The sequence below is a fragment of the Type-E symbiont of Plautia stali genome (assembly GCF_059731115.1).
Map to the genome: position 1 here is coordinate 616,017 of NZ_AP035907.1, position 23,536 is coordinate 639,552.

Genomic DNA, 23,536 nt, shown 5'->3' on the forward strand with positions numbered 1-23,536 from the left:
GATTAGGTCGCTATCGCCAATCATCAGACTTGCTGTCTCTTCTGCATTTTTAACGTCGGGTCAGGGCCAGGCGAATTCCCAGGCCAATAAATGTCATACCGACGATACGATCCAGCAGCTTTTGCAGCGTAATGTTGCGCGATACTGCACTCGCAGCACCGCCCGCCAGCAGGGCAAACGTCACATCAGTGATCAACCCAATCACCGCGTATGTTAGTCCCAGCAGCAGGAAGGAACTCGCATGATAGTTACCCTCTACCACGACGAATTGTGGGAAGAACGAAATGAAAAACAATAACACTTTGGGATTAGTGATAGAGGTAATAAAACCGCGTACTAAAAGATTACGTGTATTGGAGCGTGGCACCTGAGTCTGTGAGCGACATCCCTGAGGTTTGGCAATAAACGTTTCCCACACCATCTTGCCACCTAAATAAATAAGATAAGCAGCCCCGATATATTTAATCGCTGTGAATAACATCGGCGAGGCGGTAATTAACGCCGTTAAGCCTATTGCACTGGCCAACGCATGAGTACAGCTGCCGAGCGCCACACCGCTCGCAGATATCACGCCGCTGCGTCGCCCATTGGCCACGCTTTGCCCGATCACATAAGCGAGGTCCGGCCCCGGCGTGATACACAGCAGGAATACCGAAATGAGGAACAGGGGGAAATGGATGATATCCAGCATGCTAACTCCTTGTTGACGTGGCGTTTGTTGTACTGAGCATGGCCACGTAATCCAATCTGATGACGATTTATTTTGATACAAAGTAACGAAGGTAGAGCTGATACTCTTCGCTCATATTATCGGGCATATCATCAGTGGTGAAGAATGCCAATGACAACCCCTCACTTTTATCATTTATTAAATTACCATGCCATTTTTTTGACCAGTAAAGGGCGGTGACAACATTGATTTCATCGTTATTGTTAAGCGTAAAAGTAAATTCTTTGCCAGAAAAGACTTTCAAAAAATGAAGTTCATCGATATCAATGTTCGTCTCTTCTTTCACTTCACGCACAGCGGTTTGTTCGAGGCTTTCACCCGGTTCCATCAACCCACCGGGTAGTCCCCAGCTTCCGTCTAATCGCTGCTGTAGTAAAATACGTTGCTTATCGTCAAGGATGATGACGTTCGCTCCCGCAAGCAGCAACATACGATGTCCAACTAAGGTTCTCATCTCACTGACATAGCTCATCATGCTCTCCATCCCGTTTAGAATTACGAAAAAATAGCGTTAATTCATGACGATTTAGCAACGCCAATACACAATGCACTTCGCATCCGGTCATCCCTTCACCGTCATCAGAACATCTGTTGGTGCTGTATTTACCCGAGCGTGATCGGTGGCAGCAAACATGCCAGCAAATGGTATTGGCGGGATTTGTACAGATTGATTCGTTCAACCCATATTGGGATCAAAACGGAAAAACGTATCAAGATCACGATGGTTATCGAACCGTCATACAGTGTCAGCAGTGGCCGTAACCTCTCGCATGCCTGACCGCGACAGAAATGTGCAGGGCGCCGACGCGCCCTGCACATTACTCCTCGAGTAGAATCGAGAAACCGCCGTAAATCATTCTTTTGCCATCAAACGGCATGTTTTCGCCCATCTCTTTCATCCGCGGATCGGACATCATTTTCTGATTGGCCGCATCACGCACTTCACGTGAGGGATATTCAATCCAGCTGAACACCACTGTTTCTCCCTCTTCCGCTTTCACCGACCGATAAAAATCCGTGAGCTTGCCTTCAGGTACATCATCTGCCCAGCATTCCACGATGCGGGTGGCACCAAACTCCTTAAACAGCGGCGCTGCTTTGGCCGCCATGGCACGGTAATCCTCTTTATTAACTTCAGGCACCGCAACGACAAAACCATCTACGTACGACATAGGCTATTCCTCCGTCGTGCTGTACACGGCCGACAGTGACCGCAGAGTAAAGTGTACAAATGATGTGCAAATCATGAGCAACTGCAGCACTGAAACTGCGTGTTGTCTCGCAGATTCCTGCCTGCGGCCGAAATTGCGTTACACTGTGCACCTCGATAGTTACGCCATCAGGATAGTTATGCGCATCACCATTGATTCGGCCGATCAGCCGTTTATTCACCGTTTGCTCGGAGAAGAGATAGGACAAGTGGATACCCAATCCAGCGACACGCGTTTACAACACGCCCTCGACATCGCTCGGCAGCAGAAAAATCACGAAGCGGAACTCGACTGGAAACGCAATGCGGTGTTTTTAGCGTTGTTTATTTTCCTCTATGCCGTCCTGGGCGCCTCGCTGACGCTGGATCTCACCGCACAAGCACCCAGCCACAAAAGTTTGGTGTATGCATTAGAAGCTGTCCCCGTGCTGATCGCCTTTTCCGGTCTGTTTGTCTCGTTGTTATTCCTGTTCTTCACCCGCAGCAGCGCGCGACGCCTGCGCAGTTGGGATCAAGGCATTTTTGTGCTGGAGAAATACGTTGGCACCAACCTCTATAAGCAAATCAATGAGATGGGCGCTCGCACCACCAACTATTCACAGTCAGCCATTAACGTTGCGCTTGCCCTGTTTATTTGTGTGACCTGGGTGGTGATGTACAACTACTTCACCTTTACCACCAGCGGCGTGATTGGCAGCGTGATTTCTTTGTTTATCACCACCATGACCTACGTGATACTCGATATTCAGTTGTTAAAGTCAGGCACCTCTATTGCGATTGATGAGCCACTGATTCCGGCTGACGAAGATAAAGAGAAGAAATAATCCCCTGCAGCAGGTGGCCTAAGGGCCGCCTCGATATTTCTGGCCTATAATCATGCTGACATACCCTTTAATACGGATCAGGATCGATAAAGGAGCAGTAATGAAAATATGGCCCATCGCCGCAGTTGCCGCGTTATCGTTAACGCTGGTTGCCTGTAAATCCCCGACGCCACCAAAAGGTGTCACGCCTATCAGCCCTTTTGATGCCAACCGCTATTTGGGCAAATGGTACGAAATCGCCCGCCTGGATCACCGCTTTGAGCGCGGCAAAGATCATGTCACAGCCACTTATACTCAACGCAACGATGGCGGCATAAACGTGCTGAATCGTGGATATGATCCGGTGAAAAAAGAGTGGAGTGAGAGTGAGGGCAAGGCCTATTTCACCGGCAAATCGGATACCGCAGCGCTTAAAGTCTCCTTTTTTGGCCCGTTCTATGGCGGCTATAACGTGATCGCATTGGATGATGATTATCAATACGCGCTAGTGTGCGGTCCAAATCGGGGTTATTTATGGATCTTGTCGCGAGAGCCGAAGCTTCCGAATCAAGTGAAAAAACAGTACCTGGCTATCGCGCAAAGGCTGGGGTTTGATGTGGATAAGCTCATCTGGGTGGATCAAGGTTAAAACTGCACTCAGGAATGAAGTCATTCTACTTTCCATTCTTGTGTAGTTCAGCATAACCGGGCGTGAGATTCTGGTTATGCTGCAGCGTTGGGGTGGAGAATCTTCAATCGGCTTATGACCAATAACTTGCAGGCTTGCAACCTATCACGGGTTACCCCTTATTGGATGAGGAACACATCATTCCGTGAAAACTGCACATAAATGATTCATTTAAACGAATCCCTTATTTATTAATCATATAACCAGTCATGTTTATAATGCGCTTCTCTTCGCAATATTGCCCTTTCAAAAAACCTGCTAAAATACGTCATCGTCTATGTTTTTATCAGTATAAAATATCTTTATCTGAAATTTCAAAGTTCTGATCATTCTGACTTATCAATCAACATATTGAGTCAACCCATCAGGCTGCTGTTCGCTTTTTTTTTCATTATCGCATTGCCAGTGGTGAGGGAAAAATGAATGAAATAACAGAAGAATCCCCCAGAACAAATCTCAGATTATTATGGGGCTTACTGATTATATTAACACTCATTTCGCTGCAGTGCCCAGCGAGCGAAATTAACCTATATTCCATCAACACGGGTTCCTACGTTTATCATCTGACCGGGAATCATGGGCAATATACTGAAAATTTTGAGAATAATTTCTTTTCGGTAGAAAGAAAATTGTCCGAAGATTCCACCTATAGCGTACTGGTCGGCACCATGAAAAACAGCTTTGACGATCGCTGTCTTGCGTTAGGGGTGAGAAAAGACTGGAAAACCTGGGATGATGGCTGGACCTTTAAAGGTATCTACGGCTACACCGGTGAGTTTTTTTTCGATGCCTTTAAGGATTGTGGCGATCACGGTTCCTATCACGACTTTAAAAAGGCCACCGGAATAGGATTCTCACCCTATATTTATCATGGCTTTCAATATAATTTCACACCCTATTTCGGCATTGAATCGGGGATTATTATCCCCTCGGTATTTGTTATCACCATTCAATGGAGCTTTAGATAAGCTCTGCACTTTTTTATTCAAAGTGCTGTTTTTCAAGCCAATCGGCGATGACAGAAGTGAGTCGAACAGGTTGCTCAAGGGGCAACATATGACCACTTTCACCGATAATTACCATATCGCCCCCCAATAAAGTGACAATCTCTCGGGACTCTTCAAGACCGCGCAGGCCATCTCCTTCAGATGCAATGACCAATATTGGGCAACGAATCGGTTGCTGCGTGACACCACTGCGATCAAGCATGGCTTGTGTTCGAAAAACATTTGCACCGAGATGTTTCCCCATAACACGAATTTTATCAATTAGTTGAGCATCATTCTGTCGCGAGGAATGTAACGATGGCTTCAGCACCGCCTGGCTAAAGCCATTAAAATCACCCATTAAGGCCGTTTGTGATGCCTTATCCAGTAACTCACGTTGTTCAGGAGGATCTTCACGAAGTGAAGTGGCAACCAAAACCATTCCTGCAGTACGCTCGGGAAAGGCTTCGGCGATGGCTCTTGCCACATAGCCTCCTAGTGAGAAACCGACCAAAATAAAGCGCGGCGGTAAGGTTGCCACGATATTGTCAGCATATTCGGTGAAGCTTTCGCCGTGGCTCAAGCTGGCTCTGATACAGGTTCTGTCATCTGGATAGGCGCACACAAAATCATCCCAAAGTGTTTCATCCAGCATAAATCCTGGAATGAGTACGAGAGGTAAAGTTGTATTGTTCATCCGTGAATCCTTCAGTGTGGGGAATTAATGAGAATGTGTGACATCAAGTCCGTATAAAGGCTGTGGCTTCACAACATCGCAATATTCTGTGGATAATGCCAGCCAAGGTGACTATCATCAACCCACCCTACTCACTACTGATAAATAAGGAGGATTACTATGCCATCGTGTGAATTGTTTATTTACTCACACTTTTATAGTAATTGGCCGCGCTCAGCTATCTCTGCATTCGTGCTGCGATAATCCGCCTGAGCGAAGTCTACTGAAATTCTCATCCCTTCCTCCGGCTTACCGGGTTGTCGTCAGCAGTTTTTGACGTCAGGCGTTCGCATGCCTGCAACTTATGAGTAAGCACATGAGCACATTACTATCCGCACACGCTGTCGGCTTTGATAACGCCTTCGGTACCCTATTTCACGACATCAATTTCAGCCTCAAAAAAGGTGATCGCATTGGGCTGCTCGGTGATAACGGCACGGGAAAAAGTACCCTGCTAAAAATCCTCAGCGGTGAACTTGCAAGCAGTCAGGGCAGCGTTACGTTAGCCAACCACTGTTTGCTGGCGCGAATTGAGCAACATCTTCCCCCTGAGCTCCAGCAAGCCACGCTGCTGACAAGCGTGATTGCGCGTCTGCCAGAACAGCAACAGGTCAGTGAAGCCTGGCGAGCGGAAGCGCTACTCTCTTCGCTGGGGTTCGATGCTGAACAGCGTACCCAAACGGCAGCCACGTTGAGTGGCGGTCAACATGTGCGGTTACTGCTGGCGCGTGCACTTATTCTCCAGCCTGACCTGCTGTTACTGGATGAACCCAGCAACCATCTGGATCTTCCAACGCTGCTTTGGCTGGAACAGTTCCTGATAAATTGGAAAGGCAGCTTTGTGCTGGTCTCACATGACAGCACCTTGCTGGATCAGGTCACCAATTGCAGCTGGATCCTGCGCGATCAAACCCTGCAATTCTTCCGCCTGCCCTGCTCTGCGGCCCGACAAGCGCTGGCCCAGCAGGATGAAACCGATGCACAACGTTATCAGGCAGAACAGAATGAGATTGAGCGCGTCGAAAAAAGTGCCAAACGGCTGGCAATTTGGGGACGTACCTACGACAACGAAGGTCTGTCGCGTAAAGCGCAGCAAATGGAGAAACGCGCCAGTTGGTTGAAAGAGGCACAAACCACTTTGACCGAAGGCAGCTTATGGCGCCTTCAACTGCTGGGAGAAGCGCTGGATGCCGATCGGGTGCTGGCGCTGACTGAAATGCACATTCGCCCAGCGGAGAACGCGCCTGCGTTGTTTTCGTTACCCCGCCTGCAGGTTAAAAGCGGCGACCGCATCGCCATAGTGGGCCGCAACGGCAGCGGGAAATCTTCGCTGCTGCGCCAACTCTGGCTGGAATACCAGCGTGAGACCACCACACTGTTTCATCCGCGTGCAAAGCTAGGTTATTACGATCAAAGCCTCACGCAATTGCATGATGAGGAGAGCCTCAACGAGGCACTGGCACATTTTGCCCCTCTAAGTGACGACCAGCGAAAGATGGCTCTGATAGGTGCGGGGTTCCCTTATCTCCGTCATCAGCAATTAGTGGGCTCGCTGAGTGGCGGTGAACGCTCACGCCTGCTGTTTGTCGGGCTGACACTCGCGCGCTATTCCTTATTGCTGCTGGATGAGCCCACCAACCATTTGGATATGCTGGGCAAAGAGGAGTTGGCAGCCGCCCTCAATCAGTTCGAGGGCGCGGTGTTGCTGGTGTCGCACGATCGCAATCTGATCGCCAGCAGCTGTAACCGTTTCTGGCTGATTCAGGATCAGCAACTGAGCGAGTGGCATGACTTTGAACCGGTGATTGAGCAACTGAGTGCCAAACAACCGTCAGACAGCGAGACCGTAAATGTTCTGTCCGTGACGTCTGAATCGTACAACGATGAAGATGCGCTGCTGCTGGCGTTGTGTGATCTGGAAAGCAAGCTAGATGAAGATAGAGAGCGTAAGCCCAAACATCAAAAACCGGCGTTGCAGGCACAATGGCGCGATGAGATTGCGCAACTGAAACAGCAGTTGGGCATCCTTTAAGCGAACTTCCTATCAATACGCCCCTGCGATTTTTGTATCCTGCATCCCAGGGGCATAATGAGTGATCACTGATAAATTACACCAGAGCGGCGCTCAACACCTGCGCCGCTCGTTTTAACTGATCAGCAGGATTGCGCCCAATCAACACGTACTGATATCCGCTGCGATGCCACCACACCAGATTCATACCGTGCCGCTTTTCCTGCGCCAATGCACTCTGCTGAGCATGCTCTTCCCGCGAAATACACAGTGCCATCGGACCGTAATTGCTGTGATTCCAGGCGATTTGAGTGATCAGTGAATCGTCGTAGCGCAACATACGCACACTTTTCAAGCTCGCTTCAGGAAGCGTCAATTGCTCTGCCGTTAAATGCAGATCGAGGTCACGTGCGGTACGTTGTAATGAGCGTGCCAGCACTTGTGGAGAGCTGTCGACATCGGCCAGTGTTTCTGGGCTATAGAGCGACATGTATTGCGCTTCAAGTTCCCGAATGTGCGCGCTTTCGCCCTGCTCACTGGTTGCCACAAATCGCGGTCGCGCCCAAAACCCAATCCCGCTGCCCACCAGCAGAAAACTGACTGATGCCGCGATCAACGCACGGCGGCTAACCTGAACAGCCTCTTTTATCGGTGCGGACGGCGTGTTGTCCAGCAGGTACGCCAGTCGTGACTCCATACGCTCCAGCGGCGCCTCATCCAGCATTGGCGCGAACGCATCCGCAAAAGGTTGATTGCTTTTCATTAGCTCAGCCGTCCGTGCTGACAACGTTTCACTGCGCTTTAATTCGGTTTCAAACGCCTGCGCATCCTCCGCGCGCATTTCACCATCCAGCCAGGCAACGATAGCTTCGTCGGCATAGGGCGAGGTAAATCGTGGTGCATTCACAAGCGTTTCTCCTGTACCGCAGGCCGCGCTGTCACTGCGCTGGCTAAAGTAGTGCGTGCCGCAGCGAGGCGGCTCATGATGGTTCCAATCGGCACGGCCAGCGTGTCGGCGGCTTCCTGATAGGTAAAACCCTCGACATAAACTAAAAATACCGCGTTGCGCTGTGCCTCTGGCAACTGCCCAACCCGTTGCATCACTTTGGCATATTGCATGCGCTGTTCATTGTGTTGCTGATGGTCGGGAGCGAGCAATTCATCACTCTCGACGAATCCCTGCCCCATGCGCACCCGCTGCGCGCGCAGTTCGTTGATCCACACGGAGTGCAGCACGGTAAACAGCCAGCGATCGATGCGTGTGCCCGGTGTGTACTGGGCGCTGCGTTCCAGCGCCCGCACACAAGTGGACTGCACTAACTCTTCGGCCACATCTTTATTACGCGATAACACCATCGCGTAACGCCACATACGCGTCAGATGCGCCGCCAGATGTTGACGGACTTCAGTGCTGGTAATATTTCTATCCTCCGTCAACAGCGGTCATCAGGACTCAGGATGACCATTAATGGCCGCGTGCAAATCCTGATACTCTTCACACTTCACACCGCACAGCGATTTGATGATAGTGAGCTGCTCTTTAGCCAGATCCGGACGGCCTTTGATCATCCAGGCTTCACCTAAATATTCACGCACTTTGGCATATTTGGGGTCTAGTGCGATCGATTTCTGATAGTAACGCATCCCTTCGTCGGTGCGGCCCAGTTTACGTGTGGCGTAGCCGCGATAATTCCATGCCTCTTTGGTGTTCTGATTGTGCAACGTATCCAGTAACGTCAGCGCAGCTTGATACTCGCCTTTTTTCGCCAGGTGGTAGGCGTAATTCGTCTTATCCTCATCACTAAGCATGCTGGTTTTTTCCGGCACGCAGGATTTGGTTTTACTGTCATACACTTGCCCTTTCGGACAATCCGGGGTTTTCTTGTCACTGTCGTCATCACCCATGGCGAATGCAGTCGGTGCATGTAACACCATCAGCAATACCGGCACGGCAAACCAGCGAACCTGATTCATCATCTTCATCATTCATTTATCCTCGCGGAGGGGCATCGAATCGCGCAACGGCAGCATACGGCGCAGCACGTTGTCACGCAGAACGTAGTGATGGAGTAACGCCGCCAGCGCATGCGCGCCTGTCAGGCTAATCAGCGGCCAGGCAACGTTATTGTGTAATCCCGCCAGCGTGTGACGCAGTGCGGTGTCGACATGAATAAAGGTTGGAATATCGAACAGGCCAAAGAAATTAAACGGTTCCTGTTGCGACCAACGAAACAGAAAACCCAATACAACCTGAGTGAATAACAACAGGTACAACGAGCCATGAACGGCATGCGCGATGATGCGCATCGACGTGCTGCTTTCAGCTGGCGCCACGGCCAAATGCGGCTGACGTTGGCAATAGAAACGCCACAGTGGGCGCACAATCATCACCAAAGCCAGCAAAATGCCAAAAGAGATATGCCACGCCTGTAAACCCTTGCGCAGCGGTGTGCCCTTTTCCAGTTGTTCCCAAATGTGCGCCGAGGCAAACAGAAAAATGACGCTAAACGCAGTGATCCAGTGCAGCGTCATGCTGAAAGCGTCATAGCGTTGACGTGAGTTTTGGCGGGCCGGAGCGGACATAGCATTTCCCAAATAGTGAGTGGTTTAGAGGTAAACAACTCAACGACGATTTCTATTCGAAAAATTTTCATTTTTTTCTCAACGTACCCAACTTAATGCAGAAATCCCGACGAATTTTCTCCTGTTTGTTGCATTTAGTGATTACTATTCTCGCTTCATTAAAGGGATGCTTATGTTGAATACCTCTAAAAAGCGGCTTTTGGTCGCGATCGTTATTTTGGCGATCATTATTCTGGTCTGGGCCTACAGCAGTTCACGACCAAAACCGAACCCACTGGTCACCGCCGTTGTGCGTCAAGGCAACATCGAGAACGTCATCGCTGCGACGGGCAAAATGGACGCAATCGAACGCGTCAACGTCGGTGCACAGGTATCGGGGCAGGTGAAAAAGCTCTATATCAAAGCGGGCGATAACGTCAGTAAGGGCGAACTGATCGCTGAAATTGACGATCAGCCACAGCGCAGTGATTTACGCAATGCGCAGGCCGCGCTTAGCGTGGCGCAAGCCGATTTGGAGACACGCGAAGCGACCTTAGTCCGACAGGATGCGCAGTTCAAACGTTTGCAGCAAATGATCAAAGCCAATCTGGTGTCGCGCCAGGATTTTGACGAAGCGGCAGAAGCGTGGAGCACCGCGCGTGCTGAGTTGACGGCGCAAAAAGCGCGCGTCATTCAGGCACAAATTGAGGTGGACAAGAAGCAGCTCGATCTCAGCTATACTCGCATCATGGCACCAATGGATGGCACGGTGATCGCCATCGTGACCAAACAGGGCCAGACGGTTAACGCCGCGCAGAGCGCGCCGACCATCGCCAAGCTGGCGCAACTGGGCACCATGACCATTAAAGTGCAGGTTTCCGAAGCGGACATCACCAACATCCACCCCGGCCAGCAAGCCTGGTTTACCACCTTCGCCAATCCCGATAAACGCTACAGCGCGACGCTGCGTAGCATTGAACTGGCACCCGAATCGGTGATGAAAGATGATGCCTTGATGGGCAACAGTGAAAGTACGCCGGCCAGCAGTACCAATGCCGCCATTTATTACAATGCGTTACTCGATGTTCCCAATCCCGATAACACCCTGCGCATCTCAATGACCGCGCAAGTTAATCTGCTGCGCGACACTGCGAAAGACGCGCTGTTGATTCCGGTACAGGCAACGAAAAAAGACGCGGAAGGCAAGACCTTTGTCGAGGTGGCGAACAAGGAGAATCAGCCTGAGAAACGTATTATCACCACCGGTATTTCAGACAGCGTTGATATTCAGGTTCTCAGCGGCTTGAAAGCCGGTGAAAAAGTCATCCTTGCTACCCAAGCCGTCGGTGCGGACAAGGTGGTGATGTGAGCTTGATCGAACTGAAAAACATTCAGCGCAGCTATGTTAACGGTTCAGAATCTTTGCGTGTGCTGAAAAATATCAATTTGCAGATCGCCAGTGGCGAAATGGTCGCGATCATTGGCCCTTCCGGCTCGGGCAAATCCACATTGCTAAATATTCTCGGCTGCCTGGATGCCGCCGACAGCGGTCACTATTTTATTTCAGGCCAGAATACCGCTTCACTCTCTCCGGACGCGCTAGCGAAAGTCCGTCGTGAACATATTGGTTTCATTTTTCAGCGCTACCACTTAATGCCGGACCTGACCGCATTAAGCAACGTCGAAATCCCGGCGATTTATGCCAATTTGCCGGGGCATGCGCGGCGGGCGCGTGCTGCTCAATTACTGGAACGACTCGGTCTCAAAGGCCGTGAACATCATAAACCGGGTGAACTCTCTGGTGGCCAGCAACAGCGCGTCAGTATTGCGCGCGCACTCATCAACGGCGCTGAAATTATTCTTGCCGATGAACCCACCGGCGCGCTGGATTCGCATTCTGGCGAGGAAGTGTTACGCATTCTTCATGACCTGAATCGTGATGGTCATACGGTAATTATCGTCACACACGATATGAAAGTGGCGCAACACGCAGACCGCATCATCGAAATCCAGGACGGCGAAATTTTTGCTGACAGCGGGCCAAAAACAGAGGCGACGCGATCGCGCTATCAGCCAATGGTGAGCAGAAGTCAGAGCAAGCTGCGCGGATTTGTTGATCGCCTGCGCGAATCTATGCGCATGGCGCTGAATGCCATGAACACCCACCGCTTGCGTACCGCATTGACCATGACCGGCATCATTTTTGGTATCGCTGCCGTGGTCACCGTGGTGGCGCTCGGACAAGGCGCACGAGAAAAAACGCTTGAGAGCATCTCCGGACTCGGCACCAATGTGGTTTCGGTGTATGCCGGCGGTGATTTCGCCGAAGATGATGCGCATCCGGTGTTGACGCTGGTGATGGCGGATGCCGATGTGATTGCTCGCCAGCAGTTTGTCGACAAAGTCAGCCCTGAGCTGCTCTCGACGCAGCCGATCCGTTATCTCTCCAACTCGTCGAAAGCATCCGTATCGGGCGTCGGCAAAGATTACTTTGAGATTCAGGGCATCAAACTCACCGAAGGCAGCAACTTCAGTGATGAACGCCATGCCCGGCAAGAGATCATCATTGATACCAATACGCGCAATAAGCTGTTTGCAGCCAATGAAAACCCCATCGGAAAAATGATCGTGTTAGGGTCTGTGCCGGTGCGAGTCATTGGTGTGGCGCACGAAGATAACGGCATTTCGCCCAATCGTCTCAGCGTGTGGCTGCCCTGGAGCACCATGATGTACCGCATCAGTGGGCAAACAGCGCTCACAAGTATCAGCGTTAAACTCAAAGATGATGTGGTCAGCGGTCCGGCGGTGGAATCTCTCACGCAACTATTGACTGCGCGCCATGGCACCAAAGACTTCCTGATGTTTAACCGCGATAAGTACCGCAAAGCGATTGAAGGGGCAGCAGCCACCTTGACCTTGCTGATTTTGATGGTGGCATCGATTGCGCTGATGATCGGCAGCATCGGCGTGATGAATATTATGCTGGTGTCCGTCACCGAACGAACGCATGAGATTGGCGTGCGTATGGCCGTGGGTGCGCGGCGTGGTGATATCATGCAGCAGTTTATGATTGAGGCGGTGCTGGTATGTTTGGTTGGCGGTTCACTCGGCGTGGCACTCTCACTGGTGATCGGTCCGCTGATTAGCCTGATGGCAGGCGGTGTACTGACAGCCATCTACTCATGGGAATCCGCGGGGGCAGCTTTCGCCTGCTCCACTATTATCGGCATGATTTTTGGTTATTTGCCTGCGCGCAAAGCTGCCCGTATGGATCCGGTCGCCGCGCTGGCGAGTGAGTAAATGTATCTTCTCGGGTGCGCATCGCTGCGCACCGATTTTTCCGTCATGTTGGAATTAAGAGCGAATGACCCAGCGGTCAGATTAACATCGGCAACGTTGCACTGGCCGTTTGCTGACTGGCTGTGGCGTAATGCGCATCATGTGCCATCAGCTCCCCCATTAACGCCTCAACCAGCAACATCGCCCCTACCTTCCCACTCAACGTTCCGGCATTAAGTGGACCTTCCGGTCGCGCCGCGACCAGCAACATATCCGCCAGATTGCCCATCGGGCTGCGCAGCGTATTACTTAGCATCAGCACCTGAGCTTTGCGCTTCTTCGCCACATTGACCACATGCATCAGATCTTTGGTGGAACCGGAAGCAGAGATCGCGATGACCAAATCACCTTCACCCAGGGTCGAAGCATTCATGGCCGCACGATGCATATCACCAAACAGCTGCGCGGATTTGCCCAGCCGTAGTAGACGATAATGCAAATATTCGCCGGTTATCGCGCTGGCAGCCACGCCATAGATTTGGATAGAACGCGCCTGATGCACCGCCGCACCTGCCTGCTGTAAGACCTCGCGATCAATAAATTTTCCGGTATCGCGCAGCGCCTGCACCGACTCTTCCACCAGCGCATCAACCGGATCGCCCGTTGCTGCCAGCGCGGGCTGACTCTGCTGCACATCCAGCGCCAGCGCCATCTTAAATTCGGTGTAGCCTTTGCAACTCAGGTTGCGGCACAAGCGTGTCACGCTGGCTTCGCTGGTATCCGTTTCTTTCGCCAACTCGGTAATAGTGAGATACAGCACTCGCTGCGGTTCGGTCAGGATGAAATCGCCCAGCTTTTGCAGCGCCGGACTGTAACCCGGCAGGCCCTGCTTCAGATGCAGCAAAATATTTCCATTGTCCGTCATGACACCTCTCCATTAGCCAATATTGATGGCGCTTAGTGTGCGTAAAGGCCCTGATTTGTGCCAGCAGAATTGATTATAAGTGAAAGCTATCACACTAATGGTAGTTATTTTCATCAAATGAAGTATGTTGTGATAATAATTTTTACCACAACAATCATTCGGGGATGAAAATTTATGTCAATGTTCAGTGGCGCTTCCTCTGGAAGCTGGTTTGAAAAAGCGCAACGTTTTGGAAAATCCTTTATGTTGCCGATCGCGGTATTACCTGCCGCCGGCTTGCTATTGGGCATAGGCGGCGCGTTATCCAATCCCAACACTGTTAAAGCCTATCCGTTTTTGGATATCGCCTGGCTACAAGGGGTGTTCACCATCATGGCCAGCGCAGGTTCGGTGGTCTTCGCCAACCTCGCAGTGCTGTTTGCGGTGGGCGTGGCGGTAGGTCTCGCGAAAAGCGACAAGGGCACAGCAGGACTGGCATCTCTGCTCGCCTATCTGGTGATGAATGCCACCATCAATGCCCTCTTGACGCTCACCGGCGTGCTGGCCAGCAGTAATCTCAGTGCCGTGGGTCAAGGCATGGCGCTCGGCATTCAAACGCTGGAAACCGGCGTGTTTGGTGGTGTTGTGATCGGGCTGGTCACCGCGTTACTGCACAACCGCTATAACAAAATTGCCCTGCCACAATTTCTCGGCTTCTTTGGTGGCTCACGTTTCGTCCCGATTATTAGCTCGTTTGTGGCGATTATCGTTGGCGCGGCAATGACCATCGTCTGGCCGCATTTTCAGAAATTGATATTCGGTATGGGTGGACTGGTCGATGCCACGGGGTATTTCGGCACTTTCATATACGGCTTTGTGTTGCGCATGCTCGGCCCGTTTGGTCTGCATCACATCTTCTATCTGCCTTTCTGGACTACCGCTTTGGGCGGCAGTGAAATGGTCAATGGTCATCTGGTTGAAGGCACTCAGCGCATTTTCTTCGCTCAGTTGGCCGATCCCAATACGCAGCAGTTTTATCTGGGGACGGCGCGCTTTATGTCGGGCCGCTTTATCACCATGATGTTTGGCCTGATCGGGGCTTGTCTGGCGATGTATCACACTGCCAAACCCGAGAACCGCAAACGTGTGGCCGGTTTGTTATTATCCGCCGCCCTCACCTCATTTCTGACTGGGATCACCGAACCGATTGAGTTCTCGTTCCTGTTTGTGGCGCCAGTGTTATATGTGATTCACGCGCTGTTCGATGGCCTGGCCTTTATGATCGCCCACATCCTGCACATCACCATTGGACAGACCTTCTCCGGCGGTTTAATCGATTTCATTCTGTTCGGTGTATTGCAGGGTGAAGCGAAAACCCACTGGATGTATGTGCCCTTGGTCGGCGTGCCATGGTTCCTGCTGTATTACTTTACCTTCCGCCTGCTGATCACTCGATTCAATTTCAAAACGCCAGGCCGTGAAGATGTCAGCATCGAAACCTTGCCAGTTGCCGCTGGCGAACGCCCTTTGCAGGTGATTGAAGCGCTGGGCGGTAAAGACAATATTGCCGAACTTGACTGCTGCGCCACACGTTTGCGTATCACACTAAACGACAGTTCTAAACTTAATGAAGCCGCATTGAAGGCCACGGGCGCTCGCGCGGTTATCCAGCGTGGCAACGGCGTACAGGTGATCTATGGCCCGCACGTCACCATTATCAAAAATGAAGTTGAGGAGTTACTCGCGCTATGAAAGCAAACATGCTGGAGCAAATTAAAGGGAAACTGGTGGTGTCTTGTCAGGCACTGGAAAATGAACCCCTGCACAGCGCCTATATCATGTCGCGTATGGCATTAGCCGCGAAGCAAGGTGGCGCGTCGGCAATCCGCGCCAACAGTCTGATCGATGTAGAGCAGATTATGCAAACCGTGGATTTGCCCATTATCGCCATTATCAAACGAGATTATTCAGGCAGTGATGTATATATCACTGCCACGCTCAAAGAGGTCGATGAATTGATGGCGGCGAATCCAGCGATGATCGCGCTGGACGCCACGCAACATCAGAGGCCTGGCGAACTGCAGTTGCCGCAGTTGGTGGCGGCGATTCGTCAACGCTATCCGCAGTTATTGCTGATGGCAGATATCGCGACAGTTGATGAGGCGTTGCTGGCGGATGAACTCGGCTTCGACTGCGTAGGTACTACGCTTCATGGCTACACGGCGGAAACGCGCGGAAAGTATCTGGCGGCAAATGATTTTCATTTTCTGCGTGAAGTATTAACAGCAGTGAAGGCGCCAGTGATTGCAGAAGGCAATGTGGAAACACCTGAGATGGCGGCGCAGTGTTTAAAACTGGGCGCGCATGCTGTGGTGGTCGGTGGCGCGATTACCCGTCCTCAGCAAATAACGCAGCGTTTTGTCAACGCAATCAGCTAATACGTTTTATTAGGCCTTAATTAGCAAAGCCGCCCGTAGGCGGCCTTAACGCTGAAGCGGAAACTGAACTTATTTGTACAGTTCTGCCGTCATGTGCACACGGTTGTTGGTGTTCGCTTCAGTGATTTTATACTGAGCGCCCTGCTGTTGTGCGACTGCGGCAACTTTCGCTTCGGCACCGTCAAGTGTTGATGACTCAACGGAGATGCTCTGGGCAAAGCTGGCAGCAGACATCAGTGAAAGAGCGGCGGCAGCGGCGATAGTCAGTGTTTTGATGGTTTTCATGGTCTTATTCCTTTGGGTTGTTTGTGAAGGCTGTGTGCCTTCGATGGAAATAATAATAACCTAAGTTACCATTTCACCATTAACCATTAGTGCGATCATCATGATCGAACTAACCATAACCCACATTACAATAACGTCATTGATCGGTAGAGTGCCATCTTATCCACATTTCAGGTGAAAAGAGCGCTCGCTAACCTGTGGATAAATCAGCTTTTCCCGCCTGCAGTGCCAGCTCCCGCGCAGTGCTGTTTTTTTGTACGCCTTCGCGAGTTTGTCGAGGGCTAAACTGAATCTTCTTTTTCAATCACCAACACGCGTGCCGCACCTTGGGGATGTGCGACATGTTCGGTACCCACGCTGGCGAAGAAAATGTCACCCACGTTGAGCATCACTTTATGCACTTCCTTCCGCTCGCGGTAATGCATCTCGACCACGCCATTTAACACCACGAAGACTTCTTCACCGTCATTGATGTGCCAGCGATAAGGCTGATCAGTCCAGTGCAATCGCACGCTGGTGCCATCAAAATTGGCAATATCGAGAGCCTCCCACGCACGCGCTGGGGAAAAGTTTTTGCCGACGATGATTTTCATGAGATGCCTGTTTTGCTGAGTGATGACGCAACATGCTACAGGCCAGTGAGCTGAGGTGTGAGACAAGGCAGGGACATTTCCGGCCAGATCACAGCACCCAATAACAGACTCCAGATTCCAGAAACAGCAAAGCCGCCCGAAGGCGGCCTTAACGCTGAAGCGGAAACTGAACTTATTTATACAGTTCTGCAGTCATGTGCACACGGTTGTTGGTGTTCGCTTCAGTGATTTTATACTGTGCGCCCTGCTGCTGTGCTACCGCGGCAACTTTCGCTTCGGCACCGTCAAGAGTTGATGACTCAACGGAGATGCTCTGGGCAAAGCTGGCAGCAGACATCAGTGAAAGAGCGGCAGCAGCGGCGATGGTCAGTGTTTTGATAGTTTTCATGGTCTTATTCCTTTGAGTTGTTTGTGAAGGCTGTGTGCCTTCGATGGAAATAATAATACCCCAAGTTACCATTTCATAATTAACTATTAGTGCGATCACCATGATCGTGCTAATTACATCTTACCGAGTCCTTACACATCGCAATGATGTTGATGGCAGCTAATGTGGCGGCGGCAAAAAAGGCCATCGATAAGTGACCTGGGAGGTATGTCATGAACGCCGCCATAAATTGTCCGCCAAATATGGCCATTGATAAACGTGCCAATTGGCGCCCACGTTCCTGAGGTTGGCTTATTTCAACTGTCAAGTGATTCACCAAAGGCACTGACAGCCCAAACCCCATGCCTAATAAGATGCCGCCTGGCAGGCACAACATGACATCGGGGGCCGCTGCAAATTCAAGATGTGCCAACAGGTAGCAAATGAACGCCATGATCAGCATGGAATAGTGGCCGAATTGCAGCGCAACATGCGGCATCAGTGCTGCTGCCAGCACCGCCACCAGCGAGACAAATGAGAGAAAATAGCCAATATGTGCGGCATTCACACCCATCAAAGCAAACCGTTGCGGCAGCATAATAACGGCGGTGAAAAAACAGATCATGGAACAGAACGCCGCCAGCCATACCGGCCGCAACCGGCGATCGCTGTCCGCTACGCCCTCTTCTATTGCTTCCGCTCTCATCTGCTGCTGAGGGCGCGGGACACAAATGAGCACCAACACCAGCAGCAGCCAAGAGAACAGATACAGCCCATACGGATAACGCCAGCTTGCGGAAGCCAGAATCCCTCCCACAAAGAGAAACACTACGCCACCCAACTCGATTGCCATGCCTTGTCGCGCGATCATCTTTAATCGGGCTTCAGCCTGATAGAAACTGGCAATTAAGCTGGTCCCGGCAGACATCACCACCGCTGTTGCGCCCCCCAGTAGGATGCGGTCGATGATTTGTGACACTGCGCCCGGCAACCAAACACCTGCCACGCCCAGTCCGCCATAGCAGAAAAGCCCAATCAGTAGCATAGGATAGGCACCAAAACGGTCTATCGCTCGACCTGCTAATGGCCCCGCCAATATCACGCCTAACGCAGGCAGCGTCACCAACCAACTTGCCAGATAAGCAACCCTTAATTGCGCGGCGATGTCACTCAATCCCGGCACAATGACGCATCCCACCATAATGGTCAGGCAACTGACAGCCAGGAGCGTGACTGCACCTGCGGGTTTAATTGATGTCATGATTTTAGTTTATCCGAATAATGGGATGATTAACCATTTAACGGACATGAGTGTTACGACACCGGCGCATATTGTCAATGGCTACCGTGCTATAGTGGCGGCCATCTAAATTGATAAAGCGGAAGAGTGATGGCTGCAGATACAGAGGCTAACGGTTCGCAGGTTATTGCACGTGCCGCGACTATATTGCGGGCGTTAGAAAATCGACCAGCAGGATTAAGCATGTCCGAGCTGTCAAAACTGACAGCGCTACCGCGCACCACTGTACATAGACTTGTCACTTCGTTGATTTCTCAGCAATTGCTGCTACAGGGCAGTGAAGGCATCAAGCTGGGTCCGGCGCTAGCAAGACTTGCCGCTTCGGCACATACCGATATTATTGCGCTCTCTCAAGCGGCGATGGAGACGCTTGGACGTCGTACGCGAGAAACGGTCGATTTATGCGTCTGGCGCGGCAGCCATACGGTTCTGGTCAGCCAATATGCTTCCGATCAGGAGTTGCGCGTGGTCTCACCCATCAGCACTGCCTTTCCCACGCACTGCGCTGCGCATGGTAAAGCGTTATTGTCTGAACAAACGGATGATGTCATCTCGGCATTACTTCCGCAGTTGAACGATGTGCGCACCCTAAATACTTTGCGAGATCCTCAGCTTCTATTAAAAGCCATTCAGCAGGTTCGTGAGCAAGGCTATGCGGTAGATCGCGAAGAGCATGCGCGGGGTGTATGCGGTATCAGTGTCGCCCTGAATACCGGGCCGGGAGAACGTTATGCGCTGGCCATTGCAGTGCCATCATTACGCTTTGATGAGCAGTTTCCACAGCTTCTCGCGGCTTTATTGCAGGCAAAAACTGAAATCGAGTCGCTGCTGGTCGGTTAGCACAAATGACAAAGCCGCCCGTAGGCGGCCTTAATATCGTGGGTGGCGAGCTTATTTATACAACTGAGCCGTCATGTGCACGCGGTTGTTGGTGTTGGCTTCAGTAATTTTGTACTGAGCGCCCTGTTGTTGAGCAACGGCGGCGATTTTTGCTTCCGCACTGTCCAGAGTCGAAGCATCAACAGAGATACTTTGTGCGAAACTCGCGAATGAAACCAGGGTAAGAGCAGTAACTGCAACGAAAGTTTTGATGGATTTCATGGTCATTTCCTCAGAGTGTTTTTCAGTTTTAAGGCGTATCGCCTCGATGTGAGAAATAATAGACCTGCTTCTCGTGGAGTAAAAGCTGAAGGATTTGCTGATAACGTTCAAAAAATTTGAACGTTATTTAGTATAGCCTTTTCTTAAGCTGCATCGGTTAAAACCCGGAAACTCTCATCGTCACAATCAAGTTAGTGTTCCAGGTTTCAGAAACAGCAAAGCCGCCCGGAGGCGGCCTTAACGCTGAAGCGGAAACTGAACTTATTTATACAGTTCTGCAGTCATGTGCACACGGTTGTTGGTGTTCGCTTCAGTGATTTTATACTGTGCGCCCTGCTGCTGTGCTACCGCGGCAACTTTCGCTTCGGCACCGTCAAGAGTTGATGACTCAACGGAGATGCTCTGGGCAAAGCTGGCAGCAGACATCAGTGAAAGAGCGGCAGCAACGGCGATGGTCAGTGTTTTGATAGTTTTCATGGTCTTATTCCTTTAAGTTGTTTATGAAGGCTGTGTGCCTTCGATGGAAATAATAATAACACAAGTTACCATTTCACCATTGACTATTAGTGCGATCACCATGATCACACTAATAGTACTCAAGGTCATGGATCAGATCGAACTCCGGATCTGCTGCGCAGGCAAGGAGCCTTCTGCTTAAGGCGTGACCTCAGCTACATGTTGCGCACCATACTTATTTTGTAACCACTGCTGCACCTGATCCAATAAATGCCCATCCAACGCGTAATAGCGCAGATAAACGCCCACGGTGATGGCGAAAAAGAGTAATGGCGCGCCTACCATAATCGCCTGCATACCTAAGAGGGTTGATGCACTTTGCTGCACATTTGGCACATAGCCAATCAGGCTAAGCACCATACCGATAAACAGCCCGGCAAAAGCAGCACCTGCTTTCACCACCATGGTTTGGACAGAATAGGCAATGCTCTCAATACGGACACCGAGCGCGTAGTCACCGTAGTCCACGGTGTCCGCCACCATAATCACCAGCATTACCCAGAAGAGTGCATTGCCAATATTCACCAATACACCAGACAGTGAGATAAGCACTGCCCCTTGCGGCGCCCAAACAGCAATCGCGAACAGCATAAAGCAGCTGAGCACCGGCAGCACCGACGCGCTGAGCCACAATACCCGACGGGAGAAAATGCGAACTAAGCGTGGGAACAATACAATGGTGATGAGATTAGCCACACCGGCAAACGCCATATACCACGGGAAAAGGTCCTCGCGTCCAAATACATATTTAAAGTAATACACGGCGAATGCTGTAATGATGCTATAAGCCAGGTTCCACGCCAATGCCATGATTAACAATACAAATAATGGTCGGTTGCGGGTGATCATACTGAGCACGGTGCCGAGACTGTGTTGTTCGCTTTTTGCTGTTGTTTGCGATGAGGAGTACCTCTCATGCACATTCAGCAGCGTCACCAACGTAGAAAGGATGAAGAAAAACACGATGATGTAAGTGAAATAGAGAAAACCCTCACCTTGGTTGCCGCCACCTAGCCAGCGGATAGCGGGTAATCCAATCACCCCCGTGAGATAGCCTGCACAACTGGCAAAAAATCGCGGCCAGGGAATCAATGCTTCTCGCTCACGTTTATCCAGCGTAATGCAAGGTACCAGTGACCAGAATGGCACATCCATGATGGTGTAGGTAAATCCCCACAGCAGATAGGTTATCCAGATCCACACAATTTGCCCGGTACCCTGAAAATGATGAGCATGAAACACGGCAATCAACATCACTGAGTTCACTAACGTACCAAGCAAAATCCAGGGTTTAAATTTGCCCCAACGGGACCGGGTGCGTTCGACGATCCATCCCATAACAGGATCGGCTAACGCATCGAGAAATCGTGCCACCAGAAATAACGTGGCGACCATGCCCATCGAAATACCGGCCACATCGGTGTAGTAAAACATCAGATACATGTAGATGATCCCGATAGCGAAATCTTTGCCGAATGCACCCAGGCCATAGCTGATTTTGGTCTTTAGCGACACACTCATGATTGACTCTCCTCCTTGAACGGGTGGCAACCGACAGCCATGAAGCAGTTGCCTCCACGCACAGGTAATTTAGCAGAAATTCTATGAATATCAGTGATATGAAGGCAACCAATCGCCATGTGCCGCAATCAGTTCGTCACACAGACGTATCGTATCGTCGATGGAAAGCTCCGCAGAGGTATGCGGATCGAGCAGAGCCGCATGATAAATGTGCTCTTTCTTACCGGTGACCGCCGCTTCAATGGTCAGGAGTTGCGTATTGATATTGGTGCGATTCAGCGCCGCGCACTGTGGCGGAAGATCACCGACGTAGCAGGGAGTAATGCCTTGAGCATCCACCAGACAAGGCACTTCTACACAGGCCTCGCGGGGTAAATTAGTGATTAAGCCGTTGTTAAGCACGTTACCGCCAATCTTATAGGGTTTATCAAGCATCATGCTTTCAATGATATAAGACGCATATTCCAGGCTGCGGGTATGGGTGAGATTTTCATTGTGGGTTAATTGCTCACGTTGCATATGCCAGCGTTCAATCTGCTCAATGCAGCGACGCGGATACTCATCGAGCGGAATATTAAACTGCTCAATTAATTCCGGATAATTTCGCTTGATCCAGTAAGGCATGTATTCCGCATTGTGCTCGGAGGACTCAGTGACGTAATAGCCGAATTTATGCATGATCTCATGTCGCACCCTATCATCATGTTGCTCTGTCAACGCCAATGAACGACGCCGAATCTCAGGATAGAGGTCCTCACCATTGCGTCGAATATCTAATAACCATGCCATATGATTGATACCGGCAATATTGAACACCACATTGTCAGTTGGCATATCAACGCTCTTTAACAACGTTTCAGCGCAAACTTGTACGCTGTGGCATAAGCCCACCGTTTTGATGCTGGTATATCTGAGCATTGCGCCCGTCAATGATGCCATGGGATTGGTATAATTGAGCAGCCACGCATTTGGGCAAACCTCTTCCATGTCCCTCGCCAGATTAAACATCACGGGTAAGGTGCGTAGCGCGCGGAAAAGCCCCCCGACGCCCAAAGTATCCGCAATGGTCTGACGTAAACCGTATTTTTTAGGAATATCAAAATCAATCACGGTGCTGGGCTGATACCCACCCACCTGAATGGCATTGATAACGAAGTCTGCTTGCTTCAATGCCTCACGTCGTAATTCAACCCCCGCATATTGATGAATGCGTGCGCGGTTTTGGTTAATATTGGCATTAATGTTTGTCAGCATTTTGTAAGACTCATCGAGTCGCTGCGCATCAATATCATACAGCGCAATCTCAGCATCAGAGATATCAGCAGTAGCCAGCACATCACCGAGCACATTTTTGGCAAAAACAGTGCTCCCCGCTCCAATGAACGTTATTTTCATTTTTTCACCTTATATTCCAGCACGACTGTGTCGTTAAAACATAAACAACGGCCAGGCGAAGCGATATGTATAAATGTGACATCCTTATAGCAGAATGGTATTGCCGTTAAG

At 50.7% G+C, this 23,536-nt stretch carries 27 protein-coding genes; 10 read left to right on the plus strand and 17 right to left on the minus strand.

What is annotated here, in order from left to right; translation table 11 throughout:
* Positions 1-49 precede the first annotated feature (49 nt).
* Together AC6I8L_RS22845 and AC6I8L_RS22850 are read right to left on the minus strand one after the other, a co-directional pair.
* Positions 50-691 carry a LysE family translocator gene (locus AC6I8L_RS22845; RefSeq protein WP_058960965.1) on the minus strand — a complete coding sequence of 214 codons (642 nt, stop codon included), beginning with the start codon at positions 689-691 and terminating at the stop codon, positions 50-52.
* 67 nt (positions 692-758) lie between these two features.
* A complete protein-coding gene (locus tag AC6I8L_RS22850; protein ID WP_306301160.1) occupies positions 759-1,205 on the minus strand; it encodes an NUDIX hydrolase in 447 nt (148 codons plus the stop codon).
* Positions 1,206-1,324: 119 nt separating this feature from the next.
* Here AC6I8L_RS22850 and AC6I8L_RS22855 point away from each other — a divergent pair, with 119 nt between their 5' ends.
* A complete protein-coding gene (locus AC6I8L_RS22855; protein ID WP_374754041.1) occupies positions 1,325-1,492 on the plus strand; it encodes a hypothetical protein in 168 nt (55 codons plus the stop codon).
* Between the two features lie 56 nt (positions 1,493-1,548).
* Here the strand turns inward: AC6I8L_RS22855 and AC6I8L_RS22860 are convergent, their stop codons facing one another.
* Positions 1,549-1,902 carry a DUF1428 domain-containing protein gene (locus AC6I8L_RS22860; protein ID WP_034829871.1) on the minus strand — a complete coding sequence of 118 codons (354 nt, stop codon included), beginning with the start codon at positions 1,900-1,902 and terminating at the stop codon, positions 1,549-1,551.
* 178 nt (positions 1,903-2,080) lie between these two features.
* Between AC6I8L_RS22860 and AC6I8L_RS22865 the strand changes: the two genes are divergently transcribed.
* The 3 genes from AC6I8L_RS22865 (at position 2,081) to AC6I8L_RS22875 (ending at position 4,399) form a co-directional block, all read left to right on the plus strand.
* Entirely contained in the window at positions 2,081-2,764 is a 684-nt protein-coding gene (locus tag AC6I8L_RS22865) for a RipA family octameric membrane protein (protein WP_058960967.1), read from the plus strand.
* 100 nt (positions 2,765-2,864) lie between these two features.
* A complete protein-coding gene (locus AC6I8L_RS22870; protein WP_058960968.1) occupies positions 2,865-3,392 on the plus strand; it encodes a lipocalin family protein in 528 nt (175 codons plus the stop codon).
* Between the two features lie 458 nt (positions 3,393-3,850).
* Positions 3,851-4,399, plus strand: a complete 549-nt coding sequence (locus tag AC6I8L_RS22875) for a hypothetical protein (RefSeq protein WP_058960969.1) — start codon at positions 3,851-3,853, stop codon at positions 4,397-4,399.
* Positions 4,400-4,412: 13 nt separating this feature from the next.
* On the opposite strand, the gene AC6I8L_RS22880 is transcribed toward AC6I8L_RS22875, so the two are convergent.
* Positions 4,413-5,114, minus strand: coding sequence for an alpha/beta fold hydrolase (locus tag AC6I8L_RS22880; RefSeq protein WP_058960970.1), 702 nt, complete (start codon positions 5,112-5,114; stop codon positions 4,413-4,415).
* 355 nt (positions 5,115-5,469) lie between these two features.
* Between AC6I8L_RS22880 and AC6I8L_RS22885 the strand changes: the two genes are divergently transcribed.
* Positions 5,470-7,185: an ABC-F family ATP-binding cassette domain-containing protein gene (locus AC6I8L_RS22885; RefSeq protein ID WP_058960971.1), complete on the plus strand. Its 1,716-nt coding sequence runs from the start codon at positions 5,470-5,472 to the stop codon at positions 7,183-7,185.
* A gap of 76 nt (positions 7,186-7,261) precedes the next feature.
* Here AC6I8L_RS22885 and AC6I8L_RS22890 read toward each other — a convergent pair whose 3' ends face one another.
* The 4 genes from AC6I8L_RS22890 to AC6I8L_RS22905 form a co-directional block, all read right to left on the minus strand.
* Positions 7,262-8,071, minus strand: coding sequence for an anti-sigma factor family protein (locus AC6I8L_RS22890; RefSeq protein ID WP_058960972.1), 810 nt, complete (start codon positions 8,069-8,071; stop codon positions 7,262-7,264).
* A complete protein-coding gene (locus AC6I8L_RS22895) occupies positions 8,068-8,535 on the minus strand; it encodes a sigma-70 family RNA polymerase sigma factor (RefSeq protein ID WP_230599210.1) in 468 nt (155 codons plus the stop codon). Before AC6I8L_RS22895 ends, AC6I8L_RS22890 begins: the two co-directional genes overlap by 4 nt.
* Before the next feature lie 75 nt (positions 8,536-8,610).
* Positions 8,611-9,147, minus strand: coding sequence for a tetratricopeptide repeat protein (locus AC6I8L_RS22900; protein WP_082678128.1), 537 nt, complete (start codon positions 9,145-9,147; stop codon positions 8,611-8,613).
* Between the two features lie 3 nt (positions 9,148-9,150).
* Positions 9,151-9,747, minus strand: coding sequence for a cytochrome b (locus tag AC6I8L_RS22905; RefSeq protein WP_058960973.1), 597 nt, complete (start codon positions 9,745-9,747; stop codon positions 9,151-9,153).
* A 172-nt stretch (positions 9,748-9,919) separates the two neighbouring features.
* Here AC6I8L_RS22905 and AC6I8L_RS22910 point away from each other — a divergent pair, with 172 nt between their 5' ends.
* Both AC6I8L_RS22910 and AC6I8L_RS22915 read left to right on the plus strand, forming a co-directional pair.
* Positions 9,920-11,095: an efflux RND transporter periplasmic adaptor subunit gene (locus AC6I8L_RS22910; protein ID WP_058960974.1), complete on the plus strand. Its 1,176-nt coding sequence runs from the start codon at positions 9,920-9,922 to the stop codon at positions 11,093-11,095.
* The gene (locus tag AC6I8L_RS22915) at positions 11,092-13,026 is read left to right on the plus strand and encodes a MacB family efflux pump subunit (RefSeq protein WP_058960975.1); all 1,935 of its coding nucleotides are present in this window, start codon (positions 11,092-11,094) and stop codon (positions 13,024-13,026) included. Before AC6I8L_RS22910 ends, AC6I8L_RS22915 begins: the two co-directional genes overlap by 4 nt.
* Before the next feature lie 76 nt (positions 13,027-13,102).
* Here AC6I8L_RS22915 and AC6I8L_RS22920 read toward each other — a convergent pair whose 3' ends face one another.
* The gene (locus tag AC6I8L_RS22920) at positions 13,103-13,930 is read right to left on the minus strand and encodes a MurR/RpiR family transcriptional regulator (protein WP_058960976.1); all 828 of its coding nucleotides are present in this window, start codon (positions 13,928-13,930) and stop codon (positions 13,103-13,105) included.
* A gap of 174 nt (positions 13,931-14,104) precedes the next feature.
* On the opposite strand from AC6I8L_RS22920, the gene AC6I8L_RS22925 reads away from it, so the two are divergent.
* Both AC6I8L_RS22925 and AC6I8L_RS22930 read left to right on the plus strand, forming a co-directional pair.
* Positions 14,105-15,661 (plus strand): maltose/glucose-specific PTS transporter subunit IIC, encoded by a 1,557-nt coding sequence (locus AC6I8L_RS22925; protein WP_058960977.1) that lies wholly within the window; start codon positions 14,105-14,107, stop codon positions 15,659-15,661.
* Positions 15,658-16,347 (plus strand): N-acetylmannosamine-6-phosphate 2-epimerase, encoded by a 690-nt coding sequence (locus AC6I8L_RS22930; RefSeq protein ID WP_058960978.1) that lies wholly within the window; start codon positions 15,658-15,660, stop codon positions 16,345-16,347. The genes AC6I8L_RS22925 and AC6I8L_RS22930 overlap by 4 nt, the downstream gene beginning before the upstream one ends.
* A 69-nt stretch (positions 16,348-16,416) precedes the next feature.
* On the opposite strand, the gene AC6I8L_RS22935 is transcribed toward AC6I8L_RS22930, so the two are convergent.
* The 4 genes from AC6I8L_RS22935 to AC6I8L_RS22950 all read right to left on the minus strand — a co-directional run bounded on the left by AC6I8L_RS22935 (position 16,417) and on the right by AC6I8L_RS22950 (position 18,853).
* On the minus strand, positions 16,417-16,632 hold the full coding sequence (locus AC6I8L_RS22935; protein WP_034829885.1) for a YdgH/BhsA/McbA-like domain containing protein: 216 nt from the start codon (positions 16,630-16,632) through the stop codon (positions 16,417-16,419).
* A gap of 281 nt (positions 16,633-16,913) precedes the next feature.
* Positions 16,914-17,225: a cupin domain-containing protein gene (locus AC6I8L_RS22940; RefSeq protein ID WP_058960979.1), complete on the minus strand. Its 312-nt coding sequence runs from the start codon at positions 17,223-17,225 to the stop codon at positions 16,914-16,916.
* 172 nt (positions 17,226-17,397) lie between these two features.
* A complete protein-coding gene (locus tag AC6I8L_RS22945) occupies positions 17,398-17,613 on the minus strand; it encodes a YdgH/BhsA/McbA-like domain containing protein (protein WP_034829885.1) in 216 nt (71 codons plus the stop codon).
* Positions 17,614-17,722: 109 nt separating this feature from the next.
* Entirely contained in the window at positions 17,723-18,853 is a 1,131-nt protein-coding gene (locus AC6I8L_RS22950) for an MFS transporter (RefSeq protein ID WP_058960980.1), read from the minus strand.
* A 129-nt stretch (positions 18,854-18,982) separates the two neighbouring features.
* Here AC6I8L_RS22950 and AC6I8L_RS22955 point away from each other — a divergent pair, with 129 nt between their 5' ends.
* Complete coding sequence (locus AC6I8L_RS22955) at positions 18,983-19,732, plus strand: IclR family transcriptional regulator (RefSeq protein WP_058960981.1); 750 nt, start codon at positions 18,983-18,985, stop codon at positions 19,730-19,732.
* Positions 19,733-19,783: 51 nt separating this feature from the next.
* Here the strand turns inward: AC6I8L_RS22955 and AC6I8L_RS22960 are convergent, their stop codons facing one another.
* From AC6I8L_RS22960 to AC6I8L_RS22975, 4 genes are all read right to left on the minus strand, one after another.
* The gene (locus tag AC6I8L_RS22960; protein ID WP_058960982.1) at positions 19,784-19,993 is read right to left on the minus strand and encodes a YdgH/BhsA/McbA-like domain containing protein; all 210 of its coding nucleotides are present in this window, start codon (positions 19,991-19,993) and stop codon (positions 19,784-19,786) included.
* Between the two features lie 261 nt (positions 19,994-20,254).
* Entirely contained in the window at positions 20,255-20,470 is a 216-nt protein-coding gene (locus AC6I8L_RS22965) for a YdgH/BhsA/McbA-like domain containing protein (RefSeq protein ID WP_058960983.1), read from the minus strand.
* Positions 20,471-20,647: 177 nt separating this feature from the next.
* Positions 20,648-22,030 (minus strand): melibiose:sodium transporter MelB, encoded by a 1,383-nt coding sequence (gene melB, locus AC6I8L_RS22970; protein WP_058960984.1) that lies wholly within the window; start codon positions 22,028-22,030, stop codon positions 20,648-20,650.
* Between the two features lie 90 nt (positions 22,031-22,120).
* Positions 22,121-23,425: an alpha-glucosidase/alpha-galactosidase gene (locus AC6I8L_RS22975; RefSeq protein WP_058960985.1), complete on the minus strand. Its 1,305-nt coding sequence runs from the start codon at positions 23,423-23,425 to the stop codon at positions 22,121-22,123.
* Positions 23,426-23,536 lie beyond the last annotated feature (111 nt).

What these genes read in the sequence shown, in the direction of transcription:
- AC6I8L_RS22900 (WP_082678128.1), bottom strand. Translation starts at nt 9,147, where the DNA reads ATGAAGATGATGAATCAGGTTCGCTGGTTTGCCGTGCCGGTATTGCTG.
- AC6I8L_RS22910 (WP_058960974.1), top strand. Translation starts at nt 9,920, where the DNA reads ATGTTGAATACCTCTAAAAAGCGGCTTTTGGTCGCGATCGTTATTTTG.
- AC6I8L_RS22880 (WP_058960970.1), bottom strand. Translation starts at nt 5,114, where the DNA reads ATGAACAATACAACTTTACCTCTCGTACTCATTCCAGGATTTATGCTG.
- AC6I8L_RS22960 (WP_058960982.1), bottom strand. Translation starts at nt 19,993, where the DNA reads ATGAAATCCATCAAAACTTTCGTTGCAGTTACTGCTCTTACCCTGGTT.
- AC6I8L_RS22955 (WP_058960981.1), top strand. Translation starts at nt 18,983, where the DNA reads ATGGCTGCAGATACAGAGGCTAACGGTTCGCAGGTTATTGCACGTGCC.
- AC6I8L_RS22940 (WP_058960979.1), bottom strand. Translation starts at nt 17,225, where the DNA reads ATGAAAATCATCGTCGGCAAAAACTTTTCCCCAGCGCGTGCGTGGGAG.
- AC6I8L_RS22975 (WP_058960985.1), bottom strand. Translation starts at nt 23,425, where the DNA reads ATGAAAATAACGTTCATTGGAGCGGGGAGCACTGTTTTTGCCAAAAAT.
- AC6I8L_RS22920 (WP_058960976.1), bottom strand. Translation starts at nt 13,930, where the DNA reads ATGACGGACAATGGAAATATTTTGCTGCATCTGAAGCAGGGCCTGCCG.
- AC6I8L_RS22875 (WP_058960969.1), top strand. Translation starts at nt 3,851, where the DNA reads ATGAATGAAATAACAGAAGAATCCCCCAGAACAAATCTCAGATTATTA.
- AC6I8L_RS22950 (WP_058960980.1), bottom strand. Translation starts at nt 18,853, where the DNA reads ATGACATCAATTAAACCCGCAGGTGCAGTCACGCTCCTGGCTGTCAGT.
- AC6I8L_RS22930 (WP_058960978.1), top strand. Translation starts at nt 15,658, where the DNA reads ATGAAAGCAAACATGCTGGAGCAAATTAAAGGGAAACTGGTGGTGTCT.
- AC6I8L_RS22870 (WP_058960968.1), top strand. Translation starts at nt 2,865, where the DNA reads ATGAAAATATGGCCCATCGCCGCAGTTGCCGCGTTATCGTTAACGCTG.
- AC6I8L_RS22945 (WP_034829885.1), bottom strand. Translation starts at nt 17,613, where the DNA reads ATGAAAACTATCAAAACACTGACCATCGCCGCTGCTGCCGCTCTTTCA.
- AC6I8L_RS22965 (WP_058960983.1), bottom strand. Translation starts at nt 20,470, where the DNA reads ATGAAAACTATCAAAACACTGACCATCGCCGTTGCTGCCGCTCTTTCA.
- AC6I8L_RS22895 (WP_230599210.1), bottom strand. Translation starts at nt 8,535, where the DNA reads ATGTGGCGTTACGCGATGGTGTTATCGCGTAATAAAGATGTGGCCGAA.
- AC6I8L_RS22925 (WP_058960977.1), top strand. Translation starts at nt 14,105, where the DNA reads ATGTCAATGTTCAGTGGCGCTTCCTCTGGAAGCTGGTTTGAAAAAGCG.
- AC6I8L_RS22865 (WP_058960967.1), top strand. Translation starts at nt 2,081, where the DNA reads ATGCGCATCACCATTGATTCGGCCGATCAGCCGTTTATTCACCGTTTG.
- AC6I8L_RS22905 (WP_058960973.1), bottom strand. Translation starts at nt 9,747, where the DNA reads ATGTCCGCTCCGGCCCGCCAAAACTCACGTCAACGCTATGACGCTTTC.
- AC6I8L_RS22860 (WP_034829871.1), bottom strand. Translation starts at nt 1,902, where the DNA reads ATGTCGTACGTAGATGGTTTTGTCGTTGCGGTGCCTGAAGTTAATAAA.
- AC6I8L_RS22845 (WP_058960965.1), bottom strand. Translation starts at nt 691, where the DNA reads ATGCTGGATATCATCCATTTCCCCCTGTTCCTCATTTCGGTATTCCTG.
- AC6I8L_RS22850 (WP_306301160.1), bottom strand. Translation starts at nt 1,205, where the DNA reads ATGATGAGCTATGTCAGTGAGATGAGAACCTTAGTTGGACATCGTATG.
- melB (WP_058960984.1), bottom strand. Translation starts at nt 22,030, where the DNA reads ATGAGTGTGTCGCTAAAGACCAAAATCAGCTATGGCCTGGGTGCATTC.
- AC6I8L_RS22885 (WP_058960971.1), top strand. Translation starts at nt 5,470, where the DNA reads ATGAGCACATTACTATCCGCACACGCTGTCGGCTTTGATAACGCCTTC.
- AC6I8L_RS22935 (WP_034829885.1), bottom strand. Translation starts at nt 16,632, where the DNA reads ATGAAAACCATCAAAACACTGACTATCGCCGCTGCCGCCGCTCTTTCA.